The sequence below is a fragment of the Enterovibrio sp. FF113 genome, from assembly GCF_041439165.1.
Classification (GTDB): Bacteria; Pseudomonadota; Gammaproteobacteria; order Enterobacterales; family Vibrionaceae; genus Enterovibrio; species Enterovibrio norvegicus_A.
Window position 1 is genome coordinate 56,870 of sequence record NZ_JBGONO010000022.1, and the last position, 26,755, is coordinate 83,624.

General features: G+C 47.7%; 21 protein-coding genes and 2 tRNA genes. 19 read left to right on the top strand and 4 right to left on the bottom strand.

The features are described from left to right. The first annotated feature begins 87 nt into the window (after positions 1–87). From carA to ACED36_RS17105, 3 genes are all read left to right on the top strand, one after another. Positions 88–1,227, top strand: coding sequence for a glutamine-hydrolyzing carbamoyl-phosphate synthase small subunit (gene carA, locus ACED36_RS17095; RefSeq protein ID WP_016961674.1), 1,140 nt, complete (start codon positions 88–90; stop codon positions 1,225–1,227). 16 nt (positions 1,228–1,243) lie between these two features. After that, positions 1,244–4,480 carry a carbamoyl-phosphate synthase large subunit gene (gene carB / locus ACED36_RS17100; RefSeq protein ID WP_016961673.1) on the top strand — a complete coding sequence of 1,079 codons (3,237 nt, stop codon included), beginning with the start codon at positions 1,244–1,246 and terminating at the stop codon, positions 4,478–4,480. Between the two features lie 578 nt (positions 4,481–5,058). Then, complete coding sequence (locus tag ACED36_RS17105; protein WP_371733565.1) at positions 5,059–5,910, top strand: magnesium transporter; 852 nt, start codon at positions 5,059–5,061, stop codon at positions 5,908–5,910. Here the strand turns inward: ACED36_RS17105 and dacB are convergent. Next, positions 5,885–7,300 carry a serine-type D-Ala-D-Ala carboxypeptidase gene (dacB, locus tag ACED36_RS17110; RefSeq protein ID WP_371733566.1) on the bottom strand — a complete coding sequence of 472 codons (1,416 nt, stop codon included), beginning with the start codon at positions 7,298–7,300 and terminating at the stop codon, positions 5,885–5,887. The genes ACED36_RS17105 and dacB overlap by 26 nt on opposite strands. A gap of 101 nt (positions 7,301–7,401) precedes the next feature. Next, positions 7,402–8,376 (bottom strand): porin, encoded by a 975-nt coding sequence (locus ACED36_RS17115; RefSeq protein WP_371733567.1) that lies wholly within the window; start codon positions 8,374–8,376, stop codon positions 7,402–7,404. A 509-nt stretch (positions 8,377–8,885) separates the two neighbouring features. Here ACED36_RS17115 and greA point away from each other — a divergent pair. Beyond that, positions 8,886–9,359 carry a transcription elongation factor GreA gene (gene greA, locus ACED36_RS17120; protein WP_026024021.1) on the top strand — a complete coding sequence of 158 codons (474 nt, stop codon included), beginning with the start codon at positions 8,886–8,888 and terminating at the stop codon, positions 9,357–9,359. A 78-nt stretch (positions 9,360–9,437) separates the two neighbouring features. Here greA and yhbY read toward each other — a convergent pair whose 3' ends face one another. Continuing rightward, entirely contained in the window at positions 9,438–9,734 is a 297-nt protein-coding gene (gene yhbY, locus ACED36_RS17125) for a ribosome assembly RNA-binding protein YhbY (RefSeq protein ID WP_016961668.1), read from the bottom strand. A 130-nt stretch (positions 9,735–9,864) separates the two neighbouring features. Here yhbY and rlmE point away from each other — a divergent pair, with 130 nt between their 5' ends. The 15 genes from rlmE to nlpI all read left to right on the top strand — a co-directional run bounded on the left by rlmE (position 9,865) and on the right by nlpI (position 25,798). Beyond that, positions 9,865–10,494: a 23S rRNA (uridine(2552)-2'-O)-methyltransferase RlmE gene (rlmE, locus tag ACED36_RS17130; protein WP_016961667.1), complete on the top strand. Its 630-nt coding sequence runs from the start codon at positions 9,865–9,867 to the stop codon at positions 10,492–10,494. Positions 10,495–10,544: 50 nt separating this feature from the next. Continuing rightward, positions 10,545–12,497 carry an ATP-dependent zinc metalloprotease FtsH gene (gene ftsH / locus ACED36_RS17135; RefSeq protein WP_016961666.1) on the top strand — a complete coding sequence of 651 codons (1,953 nt, stop codon included), beginning with the start codon at positions 10,545–10,547 and terminating at the stop codon, positions 12,495–12,497. A gap of 86 nt (positions 12,498–12,583) precedes the next feature. Next, positions 12,584–13,435: a dihydropteroate synthase gene (folP, locus tag ACED36_RS17140; protein WP_371733568.1), complete on the top strand. Its 852-nt coding sequence runs from the start codon at positions 12,584–12,586 to the stop codon at positions 13,433–13,435. Then, complete coding sequence (glmM, locus tag ACED36_RS17145) at positions 13,432–14,769, top strand: phosphoglucosamine mutase (protein WP_017004592.1); 1,338 nt, start codon at positions 13,432–13,434, stop codon at positions 14,767–14,769. The genes folP and glmM overlap by 4 nt, the downstream gene beginning before the upstream one ends. A 213-nt stretch (positions 14,770–14,982) precedes the next feature. Further along, the gene (gene secG, locus ACED36_RS17150; RefSeq protein ID WP_016961663.1) at positions 14,983–15,321 is read left to right on the top strand and encodes a preprotein translocase subunit SecG; all 339 of its coding nucleotides are present in this window, start codon (positions 14,983–14,985) and stop codon (positions 15,319–15,321) included. Between the two features lie 10 nt (positions 15,322–15,331). Further along, positions 15,332–15,418, top strand: a tRNA-Leu gene (locus tag ACED36_RS17155). Between the two features lie 72 nt (positions 15,419–15,490). After that, a tRNA-Met gene (locus tag ACED36_RS17160) sits at positions 15,491–15,567 on the top strand. A 168-nt stretch (positions 15,568–15,735) separates the two neighbouring features. Next, entirely contained in the window at positions 15,736–16,191 is a 456-nt protein-coding gene (gene rimP / locus ACED36_RS17165; protein ID WP_371733569.1) for a ribosome maturation factor RimP, read from the top strand. A 21-nt stretch (positions 16,192–16,212) separates the two neighbouring features. After that, positions 16,213–17,700: a transcription termination factor NusA gene (nusA, locus tag ACED36_RS17170; RefSeq protein ID WP_016961661.1), complete on the top strand. Its 1,488-nt coding sequence runs from the start codon at positions 16,213–16,215 to the stop codon at positions 17,698–17,700. Positions 17,701–17,721: 21 nt separating this feature from the next. Next, on the top strand, positions 17,722–20,418 hold the full coding sequence (gene infB / locus ACED36_RS17175) for a translation initiation factor IF-2 (protein WP_016961660.1): 2,697 nt from the start codon (positions 17,722–17,724) through the stop codon (positions 20,416–20,418). An 84-nt stretch (positions 20,419–20,502) separates the two neighbouring features. After that, entirely contained in the window at positions 20,503–20,895 is a 393-nt protein-coding gene (rbfA, locus tag ACED36_RS17180) for a 30S ribosome-binding factor RbfA (RefSeq protein ID WP_016961659.1), read from the top strand. Further along, positions 20,895–21,842: a tRNA pseudouridine(55) synthase TruB gene (gene truB, locus ACED36_RS17185; RefSeq protein WP_016961658.1), complete on the top strand. Its 948-nt coding sequence runs from the start codon at positions 20,895–20,897 to the stop codon at positions 21,840–21,842. Before rbfA ends, truB begins: the two co-directional genes overlap by 1 nt. Positions 21,843–21,986: 144 nt before the next feature. After that, complete coding sequence (gene rpsO / locus ACED36_RS17190) at positions 21,987–22,256, top strand: 30S ribosomal protein S15 (protein WP_016961657.1); 270 nt, start codon at positions 21,987–21,989, stop codon at positions 22,254–22,256. 422 nt (positions 22,257–22,678) lie between these two features. Then, positions 22,679–24,811 (top strand): polyribonucleotide nucleotidyltransferase, encoded by a 2,133-nt coding sequence (gene pnp, locus ACED36_RS17195; protein ID WP_016961656.1) that lies wholly within the window; start codon positions 22,679–22,681, stop codon positions 24,809–24,811. 84 nt (positions 24,812–24,895) lie between these two features. Further along, positions 24,896–25,798 (top strand): lipoprotein NlpI, encoded by a 903-nt coding sequence (gene nlpI / locus ACED36_RS17200; protein ID WP_016961655.1) that lies wholly within the window; start codon positions 24,896–24,898, stop codon positions 25,796–25,798. A gap of 79 nt (positions 25,799–25,877) precedes the next feature. On the opposite strand, the gene ACED36_RS17205 is transcribed toward nlpI, so the two are convergent. After that, on the bottom strand, positions 25,878–26,744 hold the full coding sequence (locus ACED36_RS17205; RefSeq protein WP_016961653.1) for a U32 family peptidase: 867 nt from the start codon (positions 26,742–26,744) through the stop codon (positions 25,878–25,880). Positions 26,745–26,755 lie beyond the last annotated feature (11 nt).

Sequence of the window (26,755 nt, forward strand, 5' to 3'; positions counted from 1 at the left end):
CCGCTTTTCGGAACTAGGCATTTCTATGGAATGACTTGATGCAAAACTATCTATTTTTTTTGCATTTTTATTGATTTGGAGGTTGTCTTGAGCAAGTTTGCGCTCTTAGTCCTGGAAGATGGGACTGTATTCCACGGTGAATCCATCGGTGCTGATGGAACTGCTGTTGGTGAAGTTGTTTTTAATACCTCGATGACGGGGTACCAAGAAATTCTCACTGACCCGTCCTATTCCCAGCAAATTGTTACTCTCACTTATCCCCACATTGGCAATACCGGTACGAATACCGAAGACGAAGAATCCTCCAAAATCCACGCTCAAGGCTTGGTAATCCGCGACCTCCCGCTTATGGCTTCAAACTTCCGCAGTCAGCAATCCCTTTCTGATTATCTCAAATCTCAAAACATCGTTGGCATCGCTGAAATCGACACGCGTAAGTTGACCCGTCTGCTGCGCGAAAAAGGGACACAGAATGGTTGTATCGTTGCCGCCGACAGTATTGATGAAGCGCTGGCGCTCGCCAAAGCAAAAGATTTCCCAGGTTTGAAAGGCATGGATCTGGCAAAAGAAGTGACGACTGCTGAAGCGTATGAGTGGAAGCAAGGCTCATGGACACTAGAAGGTGGCCTGCCAGAAGCGAAAGATGATAGCGAATTGCCATACCACGTAGTGGCATATGACTTTGGTGCGAAGCGCAACATCCTTCGTATGTTGGTTGACCGCGGTTGCCGCTTGACGGTTGTGCCAGCGCAGACGCCTGCAGAAGACGTACTGGCAATGAACCCAGATGGCGTGTTCTTGTCGAACGGTCCTGGTGACCCAGAGCCATGTACTTATGCTATTGAAGCAACAAAAGTATTCTTAGAAAAAGGCCTACCGATTTTTGGTATCTGTTTGGGGCACCAAATTCTGGCACTGGCAAGTGGCGCTAAAACCGTGAAGATGAAATTTGGTCACCACGGCGCCAACCACCCTGTGAAAGACTTGGATCGCGATGTGGTGATGATCACCAGCCAAAACCACGGTTTTGCAGCAGACGAAGACACTCTGCCAGAGAACTTGCGTGCTACTCACAAGTCTCTGTTTGATGGCTCACTGCAAGGTATTCATCGCACAGATAAACCAGCATTTAGCTTTCAGGGACACCCTGAAGCGAGCCCAGGCCCACACGATGCGGCCCCACTGTTCGACCATTTCATTGAACTTATCAAGCAACACAGCGCGTAATCCGGAGTAGCAGAGAATGCCAAAACGTACAGACATTAAAAGTATTCTTATTCTGGGTGCAGGCCCAATCGTTATCGGTCAAGCATGTGAGTTTGACTATTCAGGTGCGCAGGCGTGTAAAGCGCTGCGTGAAGAGGGTTACCGCGTTATTCTGGTTAACTCCAACCCTGCAACCATCATGACTGATCCTGAAATGGCTGATGCGACCTACATCGAGCCAATTCAATGGGAAGTAGTACGTAACATCATCGCCAAAGAGCGCCCAGATGCTGTACTGCCTACCATGGGTGGTCAAACGGCACTGAACTGTGCACTAGATTTGGAAAAACACGGCGTACTGGCTGAGTTCGGCGTGGAAATGATTGGTGCAACGGCTGATGCGATTGATAAAGCAGAAGACCGTTCACGTTTCGACAAAGCGATGAAGTCTATCGGTTTGGAATGCCCAACGGCAGATACAGCGAAAACGATGGAAGAAGCTTATAAAGTTTTGGATATGGTTGGTTTTCCTTGCATCATCCGTCCTTCTTTCACCATGGGCGGCACCGGTGGTGGTATTGCTTACAACAAAGAAGAGTTCGATGAAATCTGTCGTCGCGGTTTGGATCTTTCTCCTACCAACGAGCTTCTCATTGATGAATCTCTGATTGGTTGGAAAGAATACGAGATGGAAGTTGTTCGTGACAAAAACGACAACTGCATCATCGTATGTGCGATTGAAAACTTCGATGCGATGGGCATCCACACGGGTGACTCCATCACCGTTGCCCCAGCACAAACACTGACGGACAAAGAATACCAATTGATGCGTAATGCATCCTTGGCTGTTCTGCGCGAAATTGGCGTAGAAACAGGCGGTTCGAATGTTCAGTTTGGTATCAACCCGAAAGATGGCCGTATGGTTATCATCGAGATGAACCCACGTGTTTCTCGCTCTTCTGCGTTGGCGTCAAAAGCGACGGGTTTCCCGATTGCAAAAATCGCGGCAAAACTGGCGGTTGGTTTCACGCTTGATGAGCTGATGAATGACATCACTGGCGGTGCAACTCCAGCATCATTTGAACCAACAATTGACTATGTTGTGACCAAAATTCCTCGTTTTAACTTCGAGAAATTTGTGGGCGCAAATGACCGTCTGACCACACAGATGAAATCTGTGGGTGAAGTCATGGCTATTGGTCGTAATCAACAAGAATCACTGCATAAAGCATTGCGCGGCCTAGAAGTTGGCGCGACAGGCTTTGATGAAATGGTTGATCTGGACGAACCCGATGCCATGACCAAAATTCGTCATGAGCTAAAAGATGCGGGCGCTGAGCGCATCTGGTACATCGCAGATGCATTCCGTGCAGGCATGTCGGTAGACGGCGTGTTTAAGCTGACAAACGTTGACCGCTGGTTCTTGGTTCAGATCGAAGACATCGTCAAAATCGAAGCTGAAGTGAAAGAGAATGGCTTCGCGGGTCTGAACAAAGAAGTGCTTCGTAAACTGAAGCGCAAAGGTTTTGCTGATGCTCGCCTGAGCAAGCTGTTGGGTGTTAGCGAGAGCGAAATCCGCAAGCTGCGCGACCAATTCGACATTCACCCTGTCTACAAGCGTGTTGATACTTGTGCGGCAGAGTTCTCGTCTGATACCGCGTACATGTACAGCACTTATGACGAAGAATGCGAAGCGAACCCTACTGACAAAGACAAAATCATGGTTCTTGGCGGCGGTCCAAACCGTATCGGCCAAGGCATTGAATTCGATTATTGTTGTGTTCATGCGTCGCTCGCGCTGCGTGAAGATGGCTACGAAACCATCATGGTTAACTGTAACCCTGAAACGGTTTCAACCGATTATGACACGTCTGATCGCTTGTACTTCGAACCTGTAACCTTGGAAGACGTACTGGCCATCGCGCGTGTTGAAAAACCAAAAGGCGTGATTGTTCAGTACGGTGGTCAAACACCTCTGAAACTGGCGCGTGCACTAGAAGCGGCAGGCGTACCAATCATTGGTACAAGTCCTGATGCCATTGACCGTGCAGAAGACCGTGAGCGCTTCCAAGCAGCGGTTGACCGTCTTGGTTTGAAAACCCCACAAAATGCCACTGTAACTACGATGGAACTGGCGATTGAGAAGTCAAAAGAGATTGGCTTCCCATTGGTTGTTCGTCCTTCTTACGTGCTGGGTGGCCGTGCGATGGAAATCGTTTATGACGAGAGCGATCTGCGCCGATACTTTGCTGAGGCAGTGAGTGTTTCTAACGAATCCCCTGTATTGCTGGACCGTTTCTTGGATGACGCGACCGAAGTCGATGTAGATGCAATTTGCGACGGTGAGCGTGTGGTTATCGGCGGTATCATGGAGCACATTGAGCAAGCGGGCGTTCACTCCGGTGACTCTGCATGTTCATTACCTGCATATACTCTGAGCCAAGAGATTCAGGACGAAATGCGTCGCCAAGTTGAGAAGCTAGCACTTGAGCTGGGCGTTCGTGGCTTGATGAACACACAGTTTGCGGTGAAAGACGGTGAAGTCTACCTGATTGAAGTGAACCCACGTGCTGCACGTACTGTCCCGTTTGTGTCTAAAGCCACTGGCGCACCACTGGCGAAAATTGCCGCACGTGTAATGGCTGGTCAATCACTTGAATCACAAGGTTTCACGCAGGAAATCATTCCACCGTATTACTCAGTGAAAGAAGTGGTGTTGCCATTTAACAAGTTCCCTGGCGTTGACCCACTGTTAGGCCCAGAAATGCGCTCAACAGGTGAAGTGATGGGTGTGGGTGATACCTTCGCAGAAGCGTTTGCGAAAGCGGATCTCGGTTGTGGTAAATCCTATTCCGACCAAGGTCGCGCGCTGCTGTCTGTTCGTAATAACGACAAGCAACGTGTTGTTGACCTGGCAGCCAAGCTTATCAAGCTAGGTTTTGAGTTAGATGCAACACACGGTACAGCAGTTGTGCTTGGTGAAGCGGGTATTAACCCTCGCTTGGTGAACAAGGTGCATGAAGGTCGTCCTCATATTCTTGACCGTATCAAGAATGGTGAATACAGCTACATCATCAACACCACGGAAGGTCGTCAGGCGATTGAAGATTCAAAAGTACTTCGTCGTGGCGCACTGGCTGAGAAAGTGAACTATACCACCACACTAAACGCAGCATTCGCAACTTGTATGGCTCACACGGCAGCTGATCTGTCTAAAGTGAACTCAGTGCAAGAGTTGCACGCTCGCGTGGCAGAGAAATACGGTAAAGCGTAATCCTTATACACGATATAAAGTTATAACCAATGAGCCGGCATCAAGCCGGCCTAGATAACCTCCTTGCCCGCCTTACTTAGGCGGGCTTTTTTGTCTCTGGCATTTCTTATTCGTTTCAGATAGTGCGAAACATCACCGAATTTCATTGTTTATTTTGGCGTGATTTAGCCCATCAATAAGCTAGGCATTGATTGTTGATTGATGACATTTTTTGCTTGAGATGAGGTAGGGGATGCGTAAAATGCTCGTGTCGCAATACTGCGGCAATGATGGAGAACACCATGAACGTTATCGACCATCCTCCGAGTTGTCAGGGAGGCCAGTAAACCCAGCGGTTAAGTTCATGTGTATCCACATTTCGACCGCCCGGTCGGAATGATTGCTATTTCCTGCATCAATCCCAGCGCTTCCCCGATATTCAGAGTGAAAATACGACCAAGGACGTTGAGTCTTTAGTGACGAGTTTCATGATAAGCATGCGCGTTAGCTGTTTATTGTTGAGCATCAAATTCGTATTTTTTGGTCGTTACCCTCAACCAGGCGTTTACGTCAGGAACTTGCCAATCGGGAGATTCGCTATGTCGGTAATGTACACAACACTGTTGGATTGCCAACACACACACCTTGCTGCTCATGAAATTGATGCCGCAAAAAATGCATTTCTCATTCACACCATGGAAGAGAGAGTTCGTCTGCTCTTGGTCATGCCCGTATCTGAAGCTGTTGGTGTGCTGAATTACTGCCCACTGGCTTTGGTCAGACAATTATTGGATGCATTAACGGAAACGGGGGATACCGTCAGGAGCAGACAAATCGCGATAGATTTGGGATTGATTAGTTCTGAAATTGAACCCGACGGAGATTATCTCACTAATTCTGTGATGAACCATGTCAGGCAGCGTATTGGCTGGATTGTTGGTTTGGCGTTACTTGGGATCTTATCTGGTCTTATCATTTCACATTATGAAGACACGATCACTCAGTTGGTTCTGCTCGCTATTTATATGCCAGTGGTCGCTGCAGCGGGAGGAAATGCGGGCTCTCAAGCGGCGACATTAGTGGTGAGGGCAATGGCCATGAATGAAGTTCGCCCTTCTCAATGGCTAGCTGTGATGTGGAAGGAAGTACGAGTGGCGATTATTATCGCGTTTGCGCTAGCGGCCGTGATTATGACGAGAGTGCTGGTTTTTAGTGATGCCACATCGTTACCTGCAGGCTTTCACCTTAATGACATTGCGATGGCCATTGGTACCGCATTGGTGATCCAAGTGACACTATCCACCACGTTAGGTGGTGTGCTGCCATTGGTGGCTCGCAAACTCAAGCTAGATCCCGCCGTTCTTGTGAGCCCAGTGCTGGCCTCTGTCGTCGATATCAGCGGGATGGCGATTTACTTTATGACCATTAACGCGTGGTTAGGCTTGACGTAAGCAGCGCTTGATAAAGCTCTCGTTCAAATTGGGTGATCGGGCTGGCAACATTGCTGGGGCGATCATCCGATGCGGGAATGTGGTAGTTAGTCACAAGCTGAACCACCAGGATATCTTGGCCTTTGTCATTTCTCAGTATGCCCGCAAGGTTATAGCTACCGTACAAAGAGCCTGTTTTCGCTGTCAGCTTATTTTTGAGCGGTGCATGACGAACACTGCTGCGATACTTCAATGTGCCATCCACCCCTGACACGGGCAACATGGCCAGCAGGCCAATTTGAGGGTGTGTATAGACGTATTGCACCACATCCATCAATTGCGCGGCTGTCATGCGATTGTTACGAGACAATCCCGACCCATCAACCATCACCGCAGTATCAAGATCAATGTTTGCTTGTTGCTTCAATATGGCTTTGATCGCCGCCGCCCCATTGCTGAATGAGCCGGCTTGATCGAAGTAACGATGACCCAATGTTTTGAGTATATTGTCGGCAATTAGATTGTCAGAGCGCTTGAGCATGGTATTAAGCAGTGCATCGCGTGGCGCTGATTTATGCATGGCAATAAAACTGCGTTGGCCGCTTGGCGCGCCGATTCGAATTTTACCTTTCACGGAAATAGCGGCTTTCTTTAGCTCACTGGCGAGTACATCACTCATGTATTTTTGTGGATTTTGCACGGCAAATTTTAGAGGAAGCGGGCTAGTGCGGTGAGCCAAGCAACCACTCAATTGATAGTGGTTGTTGTTGTCATAGTGAAGTTCTAAATCGCAATGTTGGTCTTTTTGCTGATCGGTGGTCAGCGCCAATGCATTGGTACTTATCTCTATCGGTTGGTGCTCGGGCACAAAGACGCGAGTTTGGCGCTTACTTTTTTCGCTATAGATCGAGCCTTGAACACAGTTTCGTTCTAGCGTTATTGCTGAAGACGGCGCGCTGTAGCAAACGCCCAAAATGTCCCATGGCCAACCAACGGCGCGTTCATATCCCGTAAATATTTCACCATCCAGCCAAACATCACCGCGAATTTGACGAATGCCTTTGGCTTTTAGGGCACTAACGAGCAATTGAAGATCTTTGCGCTTCAGCGTTGGGTCGCCATCAAACTTAAAAACAATGTCTTTGCCTGATTGAAGCACTTTGGTTTCAAAGGCGAAATCTTGGGGGAGGTAAAGTGATGCGGCCAGTGCGGTCACGACTTTTTGTGTGCTGGCGGGTGGCAGCAAGATGTCATCATCACGCCCAATGATTTGCTCGCCGCTGTTGGTGTTAAACACCGAAAGTGCAAGCTGGCTACCAGCGGGAAGCATAGCCTCAATGTTATTGAGGGGAATGGAAAAGGCGGTGACAGAGAAAAGAGAACAAACGATTAGAGATAAAAGGCGCGCCATAAGAAGTTCCCGCAATGAAGGAAGATTCAGTATGGTACAAAAAACGCCTACTCGGAGGTAGGCGTTTTTGATACTGATTTAAGTAAAGAACTTAAGTCAGATTAGAAATCGTAACGTAGGCCGAATACCAATTGGTCTTCTGCATCTTTCTTAGTTTCAACTTCGTTTGCATCAAGCAGGTTGAAGTTGTAAGAAGTGTAAGCACGGAAGTTGTCGTTGAAGTAATGCGTCGCGTCGATTGCGATTGCATCGTAGGTATTTGACTTGTCAGAACCTGTTTTTGATTCCGCGTTGTTGTAAGTGGTTGTGAACTTAGTTTTGCCCATGGTGTAAGCAGCAGCCAATTCGTAACCAGTCAGGTCAGTGCTAACGCCTGATTGTTTGTTTTCGCCATCTTTGTAAAGCGCAGCAACGTAGATGTCACCGATGGTGTAAGAAAGTGCTGCTTCAGTTTGGCTTTCAGCTGCGTAAGACTTGCCTGCGACAACAGCATCTTTACCTTGGTCAGCATAACCCAGACCCATTGCTAGGCCGTTCTCTAGTGCGTATATCGCACCCATAGAGTAACCACCGTCAACAACCAGTCCACCGTTAAGATCGGTGGTTTCGCCTACGTAGTTTGCTTTAACCGTCAGGCCACCGAACTCACCCATGTACGCTAGGTTGTTTTGGATACGGTCAGCAACGGCGATTTTAGCGCTCGCGCCAGCACCGTGGTAAGACATGATATCGGTGAAATCGGTGATCATGCCCAAAGAGCCGTCAGTTTTACCGTAAGCCACTTTACCAAACTCAGTGCTGATACCTGCGAAGCCGTAACGAACTTCATCTTCAGTTGTGGTGTATTCGTGCTCGAAGAAGCCAAAACCGTAAACATTTTCTGCAATCTCGGTTTGACCAAGGATGTTCATACGTGCGCGACTTTTGTCATCCATGTCACCATCAACAAGCAATGCACGTGCTTCGATACGGCCACCGATTGAAAGGCTAGAGGTGCCGTCGTTAAAAACTTCAGCAGCAGAAACAGAGGTAGAAGCTACAGCAGCAACAGCAAGTGCGATCAACTTTTTGTTCATTATGTTGTCCTTTATAAGATTATGATTTTCGAGACGTAATCTCCAAACATCTCGATGTCTTGTTTGTAACCGCTCCCGAATTGCAACCGTTAGTAAAACGATCAAAAAACAAATAGAAAACATTGTTTTTTATGTGGGTTTTTTGTTGTAATTTCCTATTTTTCAACGTGTTGCCACTTTATTGATAAGTTCCATTTTAGGCGGTGTTTTTAGATATTTTTTGTTTTTTATTTTTCCTAAACATTTGTTTTTGTTCTTGTTTGTGTGATGTGCATCGAGGAAATATCGTGAGGGATATGTAGAGGGGCTTTTAGGTGGCAAGTGTTTGTTTATATCTATGCCATTCAGGAGCGCTCAAGCACCTGCGCGACCAAAATCGTAGGTGACCAGAGCAACTAACTTGTTTACACTGAGGGTATAAATATTCGTTTTCCGCGCTCATACCTTTGCTTGGGCGGGGTTTTGTTATTCCAAAACACAAGGTTTTGGACACAGAGGTAATGTCATTTATGGATAAGGTACCCATGACTGTTCTTGGCGAGCAGCAGCTTCGTATAGAGCTAGCTCGCTTACTGAAACGTCGTCCAATTATTACTCAGGCGATTGGTGAAGCGAGAGAACTTGGCGATCTTAAAGAGAATGCTGAGTATCACGCCGCACGTGAAGAGCAGGGCATCTGCGAAGCACAAATTCGCGACATTGAATACAAGCTGTCAGTCGCTCAAGTTATCGATATTTCAAAAATCCCTAACAACGGGAAGGTTATTTTCGGTTCAACAGTATCGCTGATAGACATCAATACTGACAATGAACTGACTTATCAGATTGTTGGTGATGACGAAGCTAATATTAAGAAAAATCTGATTTCTGTAAATTCCCCGATCGCGCGTGGGCTGATTGGTAAAGAAGAAGGTGATGAAGTGTCTATCACCACGCCTGGTGGCGTAAAAGAATTTGAAATTGGTGGTGTTAAGTACGTGTAGTGCGGAATGTCTAACAGTGAAAACTGTTAGCGAGTATTACAGGCGTGAAAACACAGAAGGCCGCTAAGCGGCCTTCTTTTATTTGCGTGGTAGTTCGATTTTACGCTCTTGGCTTTGACGATATAGAACAAGTACCTTACCGATGACTTGGACTTTCTCTGCCTTAGTTTCACGAACAATTGCTTCTACAATCAGGTTCTTAGTGTCGCGGTCTTCAGACGCAACTTTAACCTTGATCAGTTCGTGGTGATCGAGAGCGATTTCAATCTCAGCAAGCACGGCTTCTGTTAGGCCATTGGCACCCATCAGAACGACAGGTTTAAGATTATGTGCCAGACCTTTTAGATACTGCTTTTGTTTTGTGCTTAGATTCATGTTGACTCGATTTGTTGTTTTATCGGGGTTGAAAACGTGACATTCTACCGCCATCTCTAATCAAACTGAACAAATATCCCTCTAAACCGTCTGTTTGAAGTTAACGACTGAATTAAGGGCTAGGTAAAACATGAGCAAAAAGAAACACTCAGCGAGTTCTGGTCGTTGGTTGAAAGAACATTTTGATGATAAATATGTTCAAGAAGCCCAGAAAAAAGGCTTTCGTTCCCGAGCAATTTTTAAACTTGATGAAATCCAAGGTAAAGATAAGTTATTGAAACCCGGTATGACAGTGGTCGATTTGGGGGCAGCCCCTGGGGGGTGGTCTCAATATGCTGTTGAACAGGTCGGAGATAATGGACAGGTCATTGCTTGTGACATTCTTCCTATGGACTCCTTGCCAGGTGTCAGTTTCCTGCAAGGAGATTTCCGTGAAGAGGCGGTGCTAAACGCGTTGCTAGATCGTATCCAGCCAGATATGGTGGATGTGGTGATGTCAGATATGGCACCAAACATGAGTGGTAACCAAGCGTCAGATCAACCTCGTGCTATGTATCTGGTTGAGTTGGCGCTGAGTATGTGCCAAGAAGTTTTGGCTCGTGATGGCGCATTTATTGTTAAGGTATTCCAAGGGGAAGGCTTTGATCAATATTTGGCTGAAGTACGTAAAATGTTTAAAGCGGTGAAAATCCGCAAACCAGATTCCTCCCGCGCGCGCTCGCGTGAGGTCTACATTGTGGCTACAGGTTATAAACTGTAGTACTCTACTATTATTACTAAAGTTTCCGCGGGGCTAACACCTTGAGTGACATGGCAAAAAACTTGATTTTATGGCTGGTTATCGCTGTTGTTCTAATGTCTGTGTTCCAGAGTTTTGGACCAGGCGACAGCGCGGGCCGTCAAGTCGACTACACAACGTTCGTCCAAGAAATAGGACAGGATAAACTACAGGATGTACAGTTCGATAATCGCGAACTGAAAGTGACACGTCGTGATGGCACGAGCTATGTCACTTACATGCCTGTTCTCCAAGATCCAAAATTGCTGGACGACTTGATTAACTCTAAAGTTCAGGTTCGCGGTACGCCACCTGAAGAACCAAGCATTCTTGCATCTATTTTCATCTCTTGGTTCCCAATGCTTCTGCTTATTGGTGTGTGGATTTTCTTCATGCGTCAGATGCAAGGCGGCGGCGGCAAAGGTGCAATGTCTTTTGGTAAGTCTAAAGCTCGTATGATGAGTGAAGATCAAATCAAAACGACGTTTGCAGATGTTGCTGGCTGTGATGAAGCAAAAGAAGACGTTAAAGAGTTGGTGGATTACCTGCGTGATCCAAGCCGTTTCCAGAAACTCGGCGGTAAAATTCCGACGGGTGTTCTAATGGTGGGTCCTCCAGGTACAGGTAAAACGCTACTGGCAAAAGCCATTGCGGGTGAAGCCAAAGTCCCATTCTTTACTATTTCAGGTTCTGATTTCGTTGAAATGTTCGTGGGTGTGGGTGCATCTCGTGTGCGTGACATGTTCGAGCAAGCGAAGAAATCATCACCATGTATCATCTTTATCGATGAAATTGATGCCGTTGGCCGTCAACGTGGTGCGGGTTTAGGTGGTGGTCACGACGAGCGTGAGCAAACCCTTAACCAGATGCTGGTTGAAATGGATGGCTTTGAAGGTAACGAAGGTATCATCGTTATCGCAGCGACTAACCGTCCAGACGTTCTTGACCCAGCGCTTCTGCGTCCAGGTCGTTTTGACCGTCAGGTTGTTGTTGGTCTACCGGATGTTCGCGGTCGTGAGCAGATTCTTAAAGTTCACATGCGTAAGGTGCCATTGGGTAGCGACGTGGAAGCATCGCTGATTGCACGTGGCACACCTGGTTTCTCTGGTGCAGATTTGGCAAACCTGGTTAACGAAGCAGCATTGTTTGCAGCCCGTGGTAATAAGCGTGTTGTGTCGATGACTGAATTCGAACTGGCCAAAGACAAAATCATGATGGGCGCTGAGCGTAAGTCCATGGTACTGACCGAAGAGACGAAAGAATCAACGGCTTACCATGAAGCAGGCCACGCCGTTGTGGGTCGCCTCGTGCCAGAGCACGATCCTGTTTACAAAGTCTCAATCATTCCGCGCGGTCGTGCGTTGGGTGTGACCATGTATCTGCCTGAGACTGACCGTGTGAGCATGTCTCGTTTACACCTTGAATCAATGATTTCAAGTTTGTATGGCGGTCGTTTGGCTGAAGAGATTGTTTACGGTTTCGACAACGTTTCAACCGGTGCATCGAACGACATTGAACGCGCTACGGATATTGCCCGTAAGATGGTGACGCAATGGGGCTTCTCAGAGAAGTTAGGTCCATTGCTATACGCTGATGATGAAGGCGAAGTTTTCCTTGGTCGTTCTGTGGCTAAATCCAAGCACGTCTCAGATGAAACAGCGCGTCTTATTGACAGTGAAATTCGCGAATTGATTGACCGTAACTATCTGCGTGCGCGCAAACTCATCGAAGATAACATGGACATCATGCATGCAATGAAAGATGCATTGATGAAATATGAAACGATCGATGCGGGTCAAATCGATGATTTGATGGAACGACGTCCTGTTCGTGAACCTGCTGGCTGGACTGCTTCGGATTCTGATAATTCAGATAACACACCGAAGACGCCAGACGCAGAAGTGGCCTCAGATGTTCCGCCATCCTCTGACAATTTGGATGCAGGCAATAAGCCCGTAGACCCAGATAACAAGTCGGAAGCGTAATTGAATCGAAATATCGCAAAACCCCGAATTAATTCGGGGTTTTTCTTTTATCTGCTATAAATTCTCGAACCGAACAAAGTCCATTCATGAAACTCATCTGCAAATCCAAAGTGATAGATCTTTCTACCCCTCAAGTGATGGGGATCCTCAACGTAACACCTGACTCTTTCTCTGATGGAGGGAGATTCAACCAGTTAGATGCTGCATTGTTTCATGCAGAAGCCATGTTAACGGCTGGAGCGTCTATTCTGGATATTGGTGGGGAATCAACGCGACCTGGCGCAGCAGACGTGTCAGAAGATGAAGAATTATCTCGGGTTGTACCTGCTATTGAAGCGATCCGCACACGTTTTAATTGTTGGATTTCTATTGATACCAGCAAAGCCAATGTGATGCGTGAGGCGACGGCTGTCGGGGCTGATCTGATTAACGATGTAAGAGCGCTGCAAGAAGAGGGAGCCCTTCAAGCAGCTGCAAATGCTGGCGTGCCTGTGTGTTTAATGCATATGCAAGGTCAGCCACGTTCCATGCAATCTAACCCAATCTATACGAATTTACTGGATGATATTCATCAGTTTTTCGAACAACGTATTGAGGCTTGTGAAATCGCAGGTATAGCGAAAGACAAGCTGATACTAGACCCTGGTTTTGGGTTTGGTAAGACCTTGACACATAACTACCAACTGCTTTCACAGCTGGAGGTTTTTCATCGTTATGGGCTGCCAATACTGGCGGGTATGTCGAGAAAGTCCATGATTTTTAAACTTTTGGATAAAGCGCCTACCGATGTTCTCGGGGGCAGTTTAGCTTGCGCCACCATCGCTGCAATGAAAGGGGCTCAGATCATTCGCGTACATGACGTGAAAGAGACCTCTGACGTTGTTCATGTCGTCAAAATGATGAACGAAGCAGCGGCTTTATTTGGAGAAACACAATGACAGAACGTAAATATTTCGGCACCGACGGTGTGCGCGGCAAAGTGGGTGAATTCCCGATCACGCCAGATTTCATTATGAAGCTTGGCTGGGCAGCAGGGCGTGTATTGAGCCAGCAGGGCACGAAAAAGGTCTTGATTGGTAAAGACACGCGCATCTCTGGTTACATGCTGGAGTCCGCACTTGAAGCTGGCCTATCTGCTGCGGGTCTTCAAGCTGCGTTTACAGGGCCAATGCCAACGCCAGCGATTGCCTACCTCACTCAAACCTTCCGCGCCGAAGCGGGGATCGTGATTTCTGCGTCTCACAATCCTTATTACGATAACGGCATCAAATTCTTCTCATCAGAAGGTACCAAGCTACCTGATGCGATTGAGCTGGCTATTGAAGCTGAATTGGAAAAGCCGCTGACCTGTGTAGAGTCAGCCTTGTTGGGTAAAGCTAAGCGAATTGTCGATGCAGCGGGCCGTTATATTGAGTTTTGTAAAGGGACTTTTCCTTCAGAAATGAGCCTTAAGGGAATGAAAATTGTGATTGACTGCGCCCATGGCGCAACCTATCACATTGCCCCTTCCGTATTTTCTGAACTGGGTGCCGATGTCATCGCTATGGGTGTTGAACCTAACGGCATTAACATTAACGCCGAAGTCGGTGCAACTGACGTACGCGCCCTTCAAAAACGCGTAGTTGAAGAAGAAGCCCTTCTTGGCATTGCCTTTGATGGTGATGGCGATCGCGTGATCATGGTTGACCACGAAGGCAACAAAGTGGATGGCGACCAGATTGCGTATATTATTGCTCGTGAATCTCTGCGTCGTGGCGAATTGAAGGGCGGTGTTGTCGGTACACTCATGACCAATATGGGCATGGAAGTGGCGTTAAAAAACCTTGGTATTCCGTTTACCCGTGCCAAAGTAGGCGACCGCTATGTCATGGAACAGCTACTTGAAAAAGGCTGGAAAATTGGCGCTGAAAATTCAGGTCACGTTATTCTTTTGGATAAGGTCACCACTGGCGACGCCATTGTGGCAGCATTGCAAGTGCTGGCGAGCGTCGTTGGCACTGGAATGAGTTTGAAAACACTGTGTGAAGGCATGAGTATGTTCCCACAAGTGTTAGAGAACGTTCGTTTCAAAGGCACTAGCGACCCGCTTGAATCCGAAGCCGTGTTAGCGGCAAAAGCATCTGTCGAGTCGAAACTGGGTGATACAGGCCGCGTATTGCTTCGTAAGTCGGGTACTGAGCCCCTCATACGCGTTATGGTGGAAGGCGAAAATGCGGAAGATGTCCAAGCCTATGCGTTTGAGATTGCAGACGCTGTGAAAGCGAACTGCTAATCGCACATACCGCTGATACATAAAACGACATTGGGCGAGAGAGACAGTTTGGTTAGAAGATGTGCAAACGCGAGGAAAAGTGCTGTTTTTTTGCATTTTTCTCTTGTTTCACCTGCTGGCATTCGTTAGTATTCTCTCGCTCCCAATGATGGGAGTTGCGCTAGTGAACTTAAATGTCAGCTGGCTCAACAATTTGGAACATAGGTGGAACCCATGTACGAAATTCTACTTGTGATTTATCTGTTGGCCGCGCTCGGTGTTATTGGCCTGGTTTTGGTTCAACAAGGTAAAGGCGCAGATATGGGAGCCTCTTTCGGGGCTGGGGCATCAAGTACTGTATTTGGCTCTGGCGGCTCTGGAAACTTTCTGACCCGAATGACTGCGATATTCGCAACTGTATTTTTTATACTTAGCCTTGTGCTGGGTAACTTAACATCTCACCAGATCCAAACGGGTAGTGAGTATGAAGACCTGAGTGTGCCGCTAACTGAGCAGACGCAGGCAGGTGATGTTCCCGCTACGACAAGTGGCAACAGCGACATCCCTAACTAAGAAAAGATTTGCCGAGGTGGTGAAATTGGTAGACACGCTATCTTGAGGGGGTAGTGCCTGTATAGGCATGCGGGTTCAAGTCCCGCTCTCGGCACCAATTTAAAATCCCTATTAGGGTTCACAGTGCTTGTATTAGTGTGTGAGGCGACGATATAATGTCGCCATCGGACGCGGGGTGGAGCAGTTTGGTAGCTCGTCGGGCTCATAACCCGAAGGTCGTCGGTTCAAATCCGGCCCCCGCAACCACTTTACGGCGATTGTTTAGTGAGACCAAAACAGTCGCTGGTTATGGGAAACCATGGCACAGGGTCCAGTTGCATTAAACCCCGAGATTCGGGGTTTTTTATTATCTGAAGATGACCATTCGAACAAATAACTGGGCTTTTTAGCCCTTTTTTTATTTCTGGGGTTTGTATGACAGGACTAGAAAAACAGCTTTTCGCTATGCTTGAAGCGCCTGTAGCGGCGTTGGACTATGAGCTTGTAGGGCTTGAATTTGTTCGCGCTGGGCAGCACTCAACCCTTCGGGTCTTTATTGATCATGAAAATGGTATTACGGTTGAAAGCTGTGCAGAAGTGAGCCGTCAGGTTAGTGCGGTCATGGACGTCGAAGATCCAATTACAGTAGCTTACAATCTCGAAGTTTCATCTCCGGGTTTGGAGCGACCACTTTTTAACGCTGCACATTATCAGCGTTTTATCGGCCATGAAGTCAACGTAGTGCTTAAAATGGCTATGCAAAACCGCCGCAAGTGGAAAGGTAATATTCTTTCCGTGGATGGTGAGACTGTGACCATCAGCGTCGATGGCAACGAAGAAGCGTTCGCCCTGAGCAATATCGCCAAGGCAAACCTGGTTCCTTCATTTTAAGCTTAAATGAGGCATTAGTTCATGAACAAAGAAATCTTGGCTGTCGTAGAAGCGGTATCCAATGAAAAAGCAGTTCCCCGCGAGCGCATTTTTGAAGCGTTGGAAACAGCTTTGGCAACGGCCACGAAAAAGAAATACGAAGCAGAAATTGAAGTCCGCGTTGTTATCGACCGCAAAACTGGCGAGGTCGAAACTTTCCGTCGTTGGTTAGTGGTTGACGAAGTTACCATGCCAACACGTGAAATCACCTTGGAAGCAGCGCAATTCGATGACGAAACGCTTGAGCTTGGTGGTTATGTTGAAGACGACATCGAATCTGTTACGTTTGACCGAATCACGACGCAAACAGCGAAGCAAGTTATCGTACAAAAGGTACGAGAAGCTGAGCGCGAACAAGTCGTTGAGCAGTTCATGGACAATGAAGGTGAGCTAATCACTGGTATTGTCAAGAAGGTCAACCGTGATTTGATCATCGTTGATTTGGGCAACAACGCAGAAGCGGCAATCCAACGTGACGATCAATTACCACGTGAAAATTTCCGTCCAGGCGACCGCGTGCGCGGTTTGCTGTATGCTGTGCGTCCTGAAGCCCGTGGCTTCCAATTGTTCATGACTCGCTCTAAGTCTGAAATGCTGATCGAACTGTTCCGCATTGAAGTGCCAGAAGTTGGCGAAGAAATGATTGAGATCATGGGCGCAGCCCGTGATCCTGGCTCACGTGCAAAAATTGCCGTGAAGACGAATGACAAGCGTATTGACCCTGTTGGTGCGTGTGTTGGTATGCGTGGCGCGCGTGTTCAAGCTGTTTCAGGTGAACTTGGTGGTGAGCGTATCGATATCGTTTTGTGGGATGATAACCCTGCACAACTTGTTATCAACGCGATGGCACCAGCGGAAGTTGCGTCTATTATCGTAGACGAAGATACCCATACTATGGATATCGCTGTCGAAGCGGACAACTTAGCGCAAGCTATCGGTCGTAACGGTCAAAACGTACGTCTAGCATCTCAACTTACGGGTTGGGTGTTGAACGTCATGACTGTTGATGATCTGAAGAAGAAACACCAGGAAGAAGCTGGCCAGTCTATTGAACTGTTCAGTAAGCACCTGGATATCGACGAAGATTTCGCAGCAATGTTGGTTGAAGAAGGTTTCACCACATTGGAAGAAGTTGCTTACGTACCAGCTGCAGAGCTGATGGAAGTCAACGGTCTTGATGAAGATACCGTTGAAGAACTACGTAGCCGTGCAAAAGAAGCACTGACCACTATCGCACTGGCGAAAGAAGAAATCCTTGACGGTGCAGAGCCCGCTGAAGACCTATTGGGTCTGGAAGGTTTGGAGCGTGATATGGCGTTCCGCCTAGCAGCAAAAGGCATCTGTACATTGGAAGATCTGGCTGACCAAGGCACTGATGATCTTCTTGATATCGAGGAAATGGATGAAGTTAAAGCGGGCGAGCTTATTATGGCTGCGCGCAATATTTGCTGGTTCAGCGACGAAGCTTAAGCGCAGCAAAGGAGGAGCAGAATGTCAGAGGTTACAGTTAAAGCACTGGCGAGCGAGATCGATACGCCGGTAGATCGTTTGCTTAAGCAATTTCAAGATGCCGGTATTCAAAAGTCGGCAGAAGACAGCGTAAGCCAAGATGAGAAGCAAACTTTGCTTTCTCACCTGAAACGTGAGCACGGCGACGATGGTAGCGCTCCAACTCGACTGACGTTACAGCGCAAAAAACGCAGCACATTGAGTGTTTCAGGTGCTGGCGGAAAGAGTAAGGATGTTCAGGTAGAAGTGCGTAAGAAACGTACCTACGTGAAGCGCAGCGACCTCGAAGAACAACGTGTAGTGCAGGAAGCAGCACAACGTGAAGCTGAAGAAGCAGCACAGCGAGAGGCTGAGGAAAAAGCCCGTCGCGCCGCTGAAGAAACAGCGAAGCGAGAAGCCGAAGAAAAAGCAAAACGCGAAGCTGAAGAGAAAGCTAAGCGCGACGCTGAAGAAAAAGCACGCGTTGCGACTGAAAAATCTAAAGCGTTGAATGAGAACTCTGAACAAAGAGCATCTCGTGAAGCGGCAGAGTCGCAAGCAAAAAATGAAGCTGATGAACTCAAGCGTCGCCAGGAAGAGGAAGCCAAGCGTAGAGCTGAAGAAGAAAGTCAGCGCCAGCTAGAAGAGGCACGCAAAATGGCAGAATTGAATGAAGAGCGTTGGAGTAAGCAAGAAGTGGTAGCAGATGTAATGGAAGCAACCGATCATCACGTTACAACTTTCCAACATGCACGTGAAGCAGAAGACGAAGCGGATCGCCGCCAAGAAGCCGCTCCACGTCGCCGTAAGAAGAAAAAGTCAGCACAAGACAAAGACGATTCATCTGCGAATCGCGGTCGTGGCGGTAGAGGCGGTAAGCTAAAAGGACGCATGTCCAAGCCGACGTCTATGCAGCATGGTTTCCAGAAACCAGTACAGAAAGTTAACCGTGATGTAGAGATCGGTGAAACGGTCACTGTTGCTGAACTGGCTAACAAGATGGCTATTAAAGCTACCGAAGTTATCAAGACCATGATGAAGATGGGTGCTATGGCAACCATCAACCAAGTTATCGACCAAGAAACTGCAGCACTTGTTGCAGAAGAAATGGGTCACAAAGTTGTTCTTCGTAAAGAGAACGAACTTGAAGAAGCGGTCATGCTGGATCGTGATGACAGTGCAAAACGTGAACCACGTGCACCAGTTGTTACTATCATGGGTCACGTTGACCACGGTAAAACGTCGCTACTTGACTACATTCGTAAAGCGCATGTTGCTTCAGGCGAAGCGGGTGGTATTACTCAGCACATCGGTGCATACCACGTTGAAACGCCAAACGGCATGATCACCTTCTTGGATACTCCAGGACACGCAGCGTTTACATCAATGCGTGCACGTGGTGCGAAAGCAACAGATATCGTTGTTCTGGTTGTTGCAGCAGATGATGGCGTAATGCCACAAACTGTCGAAGCTATCCAGCACGCAAAAGCGGCCGATGTGCCACTTATCGTTGCAGTGAACAAGATTGATAAAGAAGCAGCAAACCCAGATCAAGTGAAAAACGAACTGTCTCAGCACAACGTTATGTCAGAAGATTGGGGCGGCGAAAACATGTTCGTTCATGTTTCAGCTAAGCAAGGTCTTAATATCGATGAGCTGTTGGAAGCTATCTTGCTTCAATCTGAAGTTCTTGAACTTCAAGCCGTACGTGACAGCATGGCAAGCGGTGTGGTTATCGAATCACGTCTCGACAAGGGCCGTGGCCCAGTTGCAACTGTTCTGGTTCAAGAAGGTACGCTGAAGAAAGGCGATATCGTTCTGTGTGGTCTGGAATATGGCCGTGTTCGTGCAATGCGCGATGAGAACGGTAAAGACGTTGAAGAGGCTGGTCCGTCTATCCCTGTGGAAATCCTGGGTCTATCAGGTGTACCACAAGCGGGTGACGAAGCGACCGTTGTTCGTGATGAGCGTAAAGCACGTGAAGTTGCCCTGTATCGTCAAGGTAAATTCCGCGATGTTAAACTGGCTCGCCAGCAGAAAGCTAAGTTGGAGAACATGTTCTCTAACATGACTGAAGGCGAAGTGTCTGAGCTGAACATTGTACTGAAAGCTGATGTACAAGGTTCTGTTGAAGCGATTGCTGATTCACTGGTTAAACTTTCAACTGATGAAGTGAAAGTGAAGATCGTTGGTTCAGGTGTTGGTGCAATCACTGAAACTGATGCTGTGCTGGCCGCTGCGTCAAATGCAATTTTGGTAGGCTTTAACGTTCGTGCAGATGCATCAGCGCGTAAGACTATCGAAGCAGAAAGCTTGGATCTACGTTACTACTCAGTGATCTACGCCCTGATTGATGAAGTGAAACAAGCGATGAGCGGTATGCTTGCGCCTGAGTTCAAACAAGAAATCATGGGTCTGGCTGAAGTACGTGAAGTCTTCAAGTCACCTAAGATTGGTGCAATTGCAGGCTGTATCGTTTCTGAAGGTACCATCAAGCGTAACAACCCAATCCGCGTTCTGCGTGATAACGTTGTTATCTATGAAGGTGAGCTAGAGTCACTGCGTCGCTTTAAAGATGACGTTAACGAAGTCGCTAAAGGCTACGAGTGTGGTATCGGCGTTAAGAACTACAACGATGTTCGCCCAGGCGACCAAATCGAAGTATTCGAAATCGTTGAAGTTAAGCGTACTATCGAATAATAGCTACCTGTAACAGGTTGTTTATAAACACCATGGGGGGAAGTGCTAAGCGCTTTCCCCTATTCTTTATCAGAGAAGAGAGTTATGGCCAAAGAATTTAGCCGTACCCAACGCGTATCGCAACAAGTGCAAAAAGAAGTCGCGCTTATCCTGCAACGCGAAATTAAAGACCCACGCATTAGCATGGTAACCGTGTCAGGCGTTGATGTTTCACGTGACCTTGCGTATGCAAAAATTCATGTGACCTTTTTGACGACAGGCGATCAAACGGCAGAAGCTGGTTTGGAAGCACTGAACGAGCAAGCCTGGTATGTTCGTACTTTGTTAGGTAAAGCCATTCGTCTGCGTATCACACCTGAAGTTATCTTCGTGTTTGACCAGTCACTCACTGAAGGTATGCGTATCTCGAACCTTGTCACCAGTGCTGTTAAATCAGACGAAGCGCGCCGCGCAGATGTTGATGGGGAAGAAGAGTAATGGGTCGTCGTCCACGTCGTCGCGGACGTCCTGTTGACGGGATCGTTCTGCTGGATAAACCAAGCGGTATTACCTCCAATGGTGCTTTGCAGGAAGTGAAACGCATTTTCTTTGCAGAAAAAGCGGGTCATACCGGCGCACTAGACCCATTGGCGACAGGTATGCTGCCAATCTGTTTTGGTGAAGCAACCAAGTTCTCCCAGTTTTTGCTCGACTCTGACAAGCGTTATGTTGTTGTCGCGAAATTGGGTGAGCGTACCAACACGTCTGATTCAGACGGTGAAGTGGTTGAAACTCGTGATGTCAACGTCAATCTAGAACAGCTTGAAGGCTTTATTGCGGGTTTCCGTGGTGAAACGATGCAAGTGCCTTCTATGTTCTCTGCGTTGAAATACGAAGGTAAACCCCTTTACGAATATGCGCGTGCGGGTATCGAAGTGCCTCGCGTAGCACGTAAGATCAATGTGTACGAAATCTCCCTATTACGCTTTGAAGGCGATGAAGTGGAGATGGAAGTGCATTGCTCTAAGGGCACGTATATCCGTACCATCGTTGATGATCTTGGCGAAATGTTAGGCTGTGGTGCACATGTCATTGCCCTTCGCCGCATTGGTGTGTCACGTTACCCTATCGAGAAGATGGTAACGTTGGAACAGCTGGAAGCACTGCTTGAGCAAGCGCGCGAGCAAGAAGTTCAGCCACGCGAGTTGCTTGATTCTCTTTTGTTGCCTCTGGATTCAGCGGTACAAGATTTAGAAGAAGTTAATTTGCTTCCTGCTGTAGCAAGTTATGCATTACAAGGTCAGGCAGTACAAGCGTCAAACGCGCCTACTGAAGGCCAAGTACGTATGACGGTTGGCGAAGAGCGCACCTTTATCGGTGTTGGTGAGATTGACGCTGATGGCATGGTTGCACCTCGCCGTTTGGTGAACGCTCGCCCAGAGTAAGCGCGCAAGCGATGAAAAAATATTTGGTGGGCGCTATATCGATTGCCTTATTAAGGGAAGCGCTGTAGAATCCGCCGCTCGGGTGTCTGGCTGAATCAGAGATTGGCTGACACAAATTTAACCTTTTACATTTAGGAATAGACTATGTCTCTGAATGCAGAAACTAAAGCAGCAATCGTTGCTGATTACGCTCAAGGCACTAACGACACTGGTTCTCCAGAAGTTCAAGTAGCGCTTCTTACTGCTTCTATCAATCACCTGCAAGGCCACTTCGCTGAGCACAAAGGTGATCACCACAGCCGCCGCGGTCTGCTGCGCATGGTTTCACGTCGCCGTAAGCTTCTGGATTACCTGAAGCGTAAAAACGCTGACCGTTACCTAGAAGTAATCAAGCGTCTAGGTCTGCGTCGCTAATAAGCCTTTGGCTTTTAAGCACCGCAAGCCGAAAAGGAGTCCTCGTGACTCCTTTTCTCGTTTTTGTTCCCGCCTTTTTTCATCCCTCAACTATTATTCGTTCGAGAATTTTTTGGGCTTGTGCCTATCGTGACCGCTTTTTGACTCGATCAAATGAATCGAGTTGCGTTAACCCTTGAGCATAACCCCAGTAATTCTTGCCGAAACATGCAACTTGCGACAGTTTGGGTATATAATATTGGCGCTTTCATTGGCTTCGCAGTCTACGAAGTCGACCATCAGGTCGCGACTATTGAGAACACTCTATTGCCGTTTTCCTACAGCAAGGAAATATTGAGTTTTGTCATTAGTCGCGATTGGTGAAGCCTTTGAAAATAAAGTGACTCGCACTAAGTAAGTGCAAATAAAACAAGGAATTTCACGTGAATCCAATCGTAAAAACATTCCAGTACGGTAACCATACCGTTACTCTGGAAACTGGCGTTATGGCTCGCCAAGCAACCGCTGCTGTAATGGCAAGCATGGACGACACTTCTGTATTCGTAAGTGTTGTTGGTAAGAAATCAGCAGTAGAAGGTCAAGACTTCTTCCCGTTGACGGTTAACTACCAAGAGCGTACTTACGCTGCAGGTAAAATCCCTGGTGGTTTCTTCAAGCGTGAAGGTCGTCCTTCTGAAGGCGAAACACTGACATCACGTCTGATCGACCGTCCAATCCGTCCACTGTTCCCAGACGGTTTTAAAAACGAAGTTCAAGTTATCGCAACTGTGGTTTCTGTAAACCCAGATGTAAGCCCTGATATCGTTGCATTGCTTGCGACCTCTGCAGCTCTGGCTATTTCAGGTCTGCCATTCAACGGTCCTATTGGTGCAGCACGTGTTGGCTTCATCAACGATCAGTTGGTATTGAACCCAAGCAACGCTGAGCTTGAAACTAGCCGTTTGGATCTGGTTATTGCAGGTACTGAAGGCGCAGTTCTGATGGTTGAATCAGAAGCTGACCGTCTAAGCGAAGAGCAAATGCTGCAAGCCGTTGTTTTTGGTCATGACCAACAACAAGTTGCTATTCAAGCAATCAAAGAATTCGCTGCTGAAGTCGCTACCCCTTCTTGGGATTGGGCTGCTCCAGCGGTTGACGCTGACCTGAAAGCACGTGTTGCTGAACTGGCTGAAGCGCGTTTCGTAGAAGCGTACCAGATCACCGAAAAAATGGCGCGTTATGCGCAAGTTGGTGAAATCAAGCAAGGCGTTATCGCTCAAATGAGCGAAGAGAATGACGATCTGAACGTCCGTGAAATCCAAGGTATGCTGAGCAGCCTTGAGAAAAACGTTGTACGTGGTCGCATCATCGCGGGTAACCCACGTATCGATGGCCGTGAAAAAGACATGGTTCGTGCGCTAGACGTACGTACTGGTGTTCTGCCACGTACCCACGGTTCTTCTTTGTTCACCCGTGGTGAAACTCAGGCTCTGGTTACTGCAACCCTTGGTACGAAGCGTGATGCTCAAATCATCGACTCGATCACTGGCGAGCGTGTTGATCACTTCCTGCTGCATTACAACTTCCCTCCGTACTGTGTGGGTGAAACTGGCTTTGTTGGTTCACCTAAGCGTCGTGAAATCGGCCACGGTAAACTGGCGAAGCGCGGTATTGCAGCAGTAATGCCTTCACAAGACGAATTCCCGTACACCATTCGTGTGGTTTCTGAAATCACTGAATCTAACGGCTCGTCTTCAATGGCGTCTGTATGTGGTACGTCTCTGGCTCTTATGGATGCTGGTGTTCCGATCAAGAAATCTGTTGCGGGTATCGCAATGGGTCTTGTGAAAGAAGACAACGACTTTGTTGTACTGTCTGACATTCTGGGTGACGAAGATCACCTGGGTGACATGGACTTCAAAGTAGCGGGTACGGATGACGGTGTCACTGCGCTGCAGATGGACATCAAAATCGAAGGTATCACTAAAGAGATCATGGAAATTGCACTGAACCAAGCGAAGGGCGCGCGTCTGCACATCCTTAGCGTCATGGATCAAGCAATCTCTGCGGCTCGTGACGATATCTCTGAATTCGCACCACGTATCCACACCATCAAGATCAACCCAGAGAAGATCAAAGATGTGATCGGTAAAGGCGGTGCAGTTATTCGTGCGCTGACTGAAGAAACTGAAACCACCATCGAAATCGAAGATGACGGTACAGTGAAGATCGCAGCAACAGATGGCGATAAAGCGAAAGCGGCAATTGCACGCATTGAAGCGCTGACTGCTGAAGTTGAAGTGGGCCGTATCTACACCGGTAAAGTTACTCGCATCGTAGACTTCGGTTGCTTTGTGTCTGTTATCGGCACCAAAGAAGGTCTGGTTCACATCTCTCAAGTTGCTGACAAGCGCATTGAGAAAGTGTCTGATTTCGTTGAGCAAGGTCAGGAAGTTCAAGTTAAGGTTCTGGAAATCGACCGTCAGGGTCGTATCCGCCTGAGCATGAAAGAAGCAGTAGAGCAAGCGCCTGCTGCCGCTGAAACTGACGCTCAGCCAGAAGCTGACGCGGAATAAGTTACACTATTGCGATAAACGCGGTATAAAAAGGGGGGCTATTGCCCCCTTTTTGTTTTTCTGTTTTTCAGGAGAGATGCGCTAATGCGAAATATGAGATGGCTGCCGTTGACCATTGTTGGGTCGTTGCTACTGCTTTCTGGCTGTGCTACGTCTACCTCAGTGAAAAACACGCAACCTTGGCATTACCTGCCAATGGCAGTGCCATTGCAGTCAACCACGCAACAGGAAGTCCAGCTAGCGCGAATTGACCAAATTCTGCTTCGTGATGATATCGCGGAGCAAGACAGAGCGCAGATCTACTACGAGCGCGGATTAATTAATGACAGCCTAGGGCTGCGTGATCTCGCGCGTTTAGATTTCAACCGTTCATTGTCATATAACCCTGCACAACCAGATGTGTTTAATATCCTTGGTGTGTATTTCACCCAGAGTGGTCTGTATGACGCAGCGTACGAAGCGTTCGATTCGACCTTAGAATTAAACGAGACACATCAGTATGCAGAGCGTAACCGTGGAATAGCGCTTTACTACGGTGGTCGCTACGATTTAGCTGTACGCGATTTGCTCAAACACTATAGTGATAATGAAAACGATTCCTACCGCGCCTTGTGGTTGTATCTGGCAGAGCGAGAGAAAGAGGGCAGTGAGCAGGCCACGCAAGCTCTCAGGGATCGTTACCAAGCCTCTGATAAACAGGACTGGGGCTGGCAGTTAGCAAGGCTGTATCTTAACGATATTAGTGAGCAAGCGTTCTTTAATGAAGTTATGAATAGCAGCATGGATAATTTACAGTTGGCCGAACGATTGTGTGAAGGGTATTTCTATCTTGCCAAACGCTATCAGGCACAGGGTGATTTAGGTTCAGCCGTGGCACTGTATAAATTGGCTATGGCGGGTAATGTTTATGACTTCGTTGAGCATCGTTACTCGATGTTGGAACTAAGCCGTATCGCACAACAGTTGAGCCAGTCGCCATCTTCATAATATTGATGGCGTGGGTGAGATAAGCGTTGAAGTCATGCAAAAAGAGCCGCTATCAGTGGCTCTTTTCACATTTGAGCGGTTAAACGTGTGTCGCCATCCCTTCAATGCTGTGCCAGTAGCCATTGCAGTGATGGGTGCGAGGCGCAAAGCCAGTATCACTGCGTTTGAAGCCTTCCAGTACATCAATGGTGTCTAAATGCTGAGGGCTGATGCGTACCACGTCGACTAACCCCTGCATGGATGCGATGTCAGCACTCAGGTCATAACAGTAACCTGATTGGGTCTGAATACCATTCAACGTAAACACGGCTTGGCCCTCCTGACTTTTGACTTCGAGACCTTGTGGGTAGTTAACACAGCAGGTTTCGCATTTGTCTTTTGGTCTGTTTTCGGCGCGTGCACTAAAACAACGGGCTGAATAGGCTAAGGGTAAATGCCCATAGGAAAACACTTCAACCTCAAAGCTGTTGCGGATCCCCAGCATCTCAGCTTCAGCTAGGACTTTTTGCAACCATTCTCGAGAAAGCTCAACCGGCATACACCAGCGTATCATGCCTTTTTTCAGCAGCACGTGAAGTGCTTGTGCGTTGTAAAGGTTCAGCGCAGGGCCTGCGACAAAGGGGATCTTTTTCTCGTGTGCCAGTTGAATCGCTGAGACATCGTTAGCTTCGATAATGAACTCGCCATTGTCGATGTAACTTTTCATCACTTTGACTTCGCTTGGCGCTTCAAGTAGCGCCATGGTCGACAGCACGACTTGCTTGCCGTGTTGTGCCAGTTCTCGACCTAAATCCATCCAATCGGCAGTGCGCATTTCTCTGCGTTTAGAGCAGACAGTTTCGCCAAGATAGACGATATCTGTGTCGCTGTTTACGGCTTTTTGATAAAAGCTTTCAACGTCATTTTTTGGCCAGAAATAGAGAAGTGGGCCAAGTGAATATTTCATAGTTTTCTCTC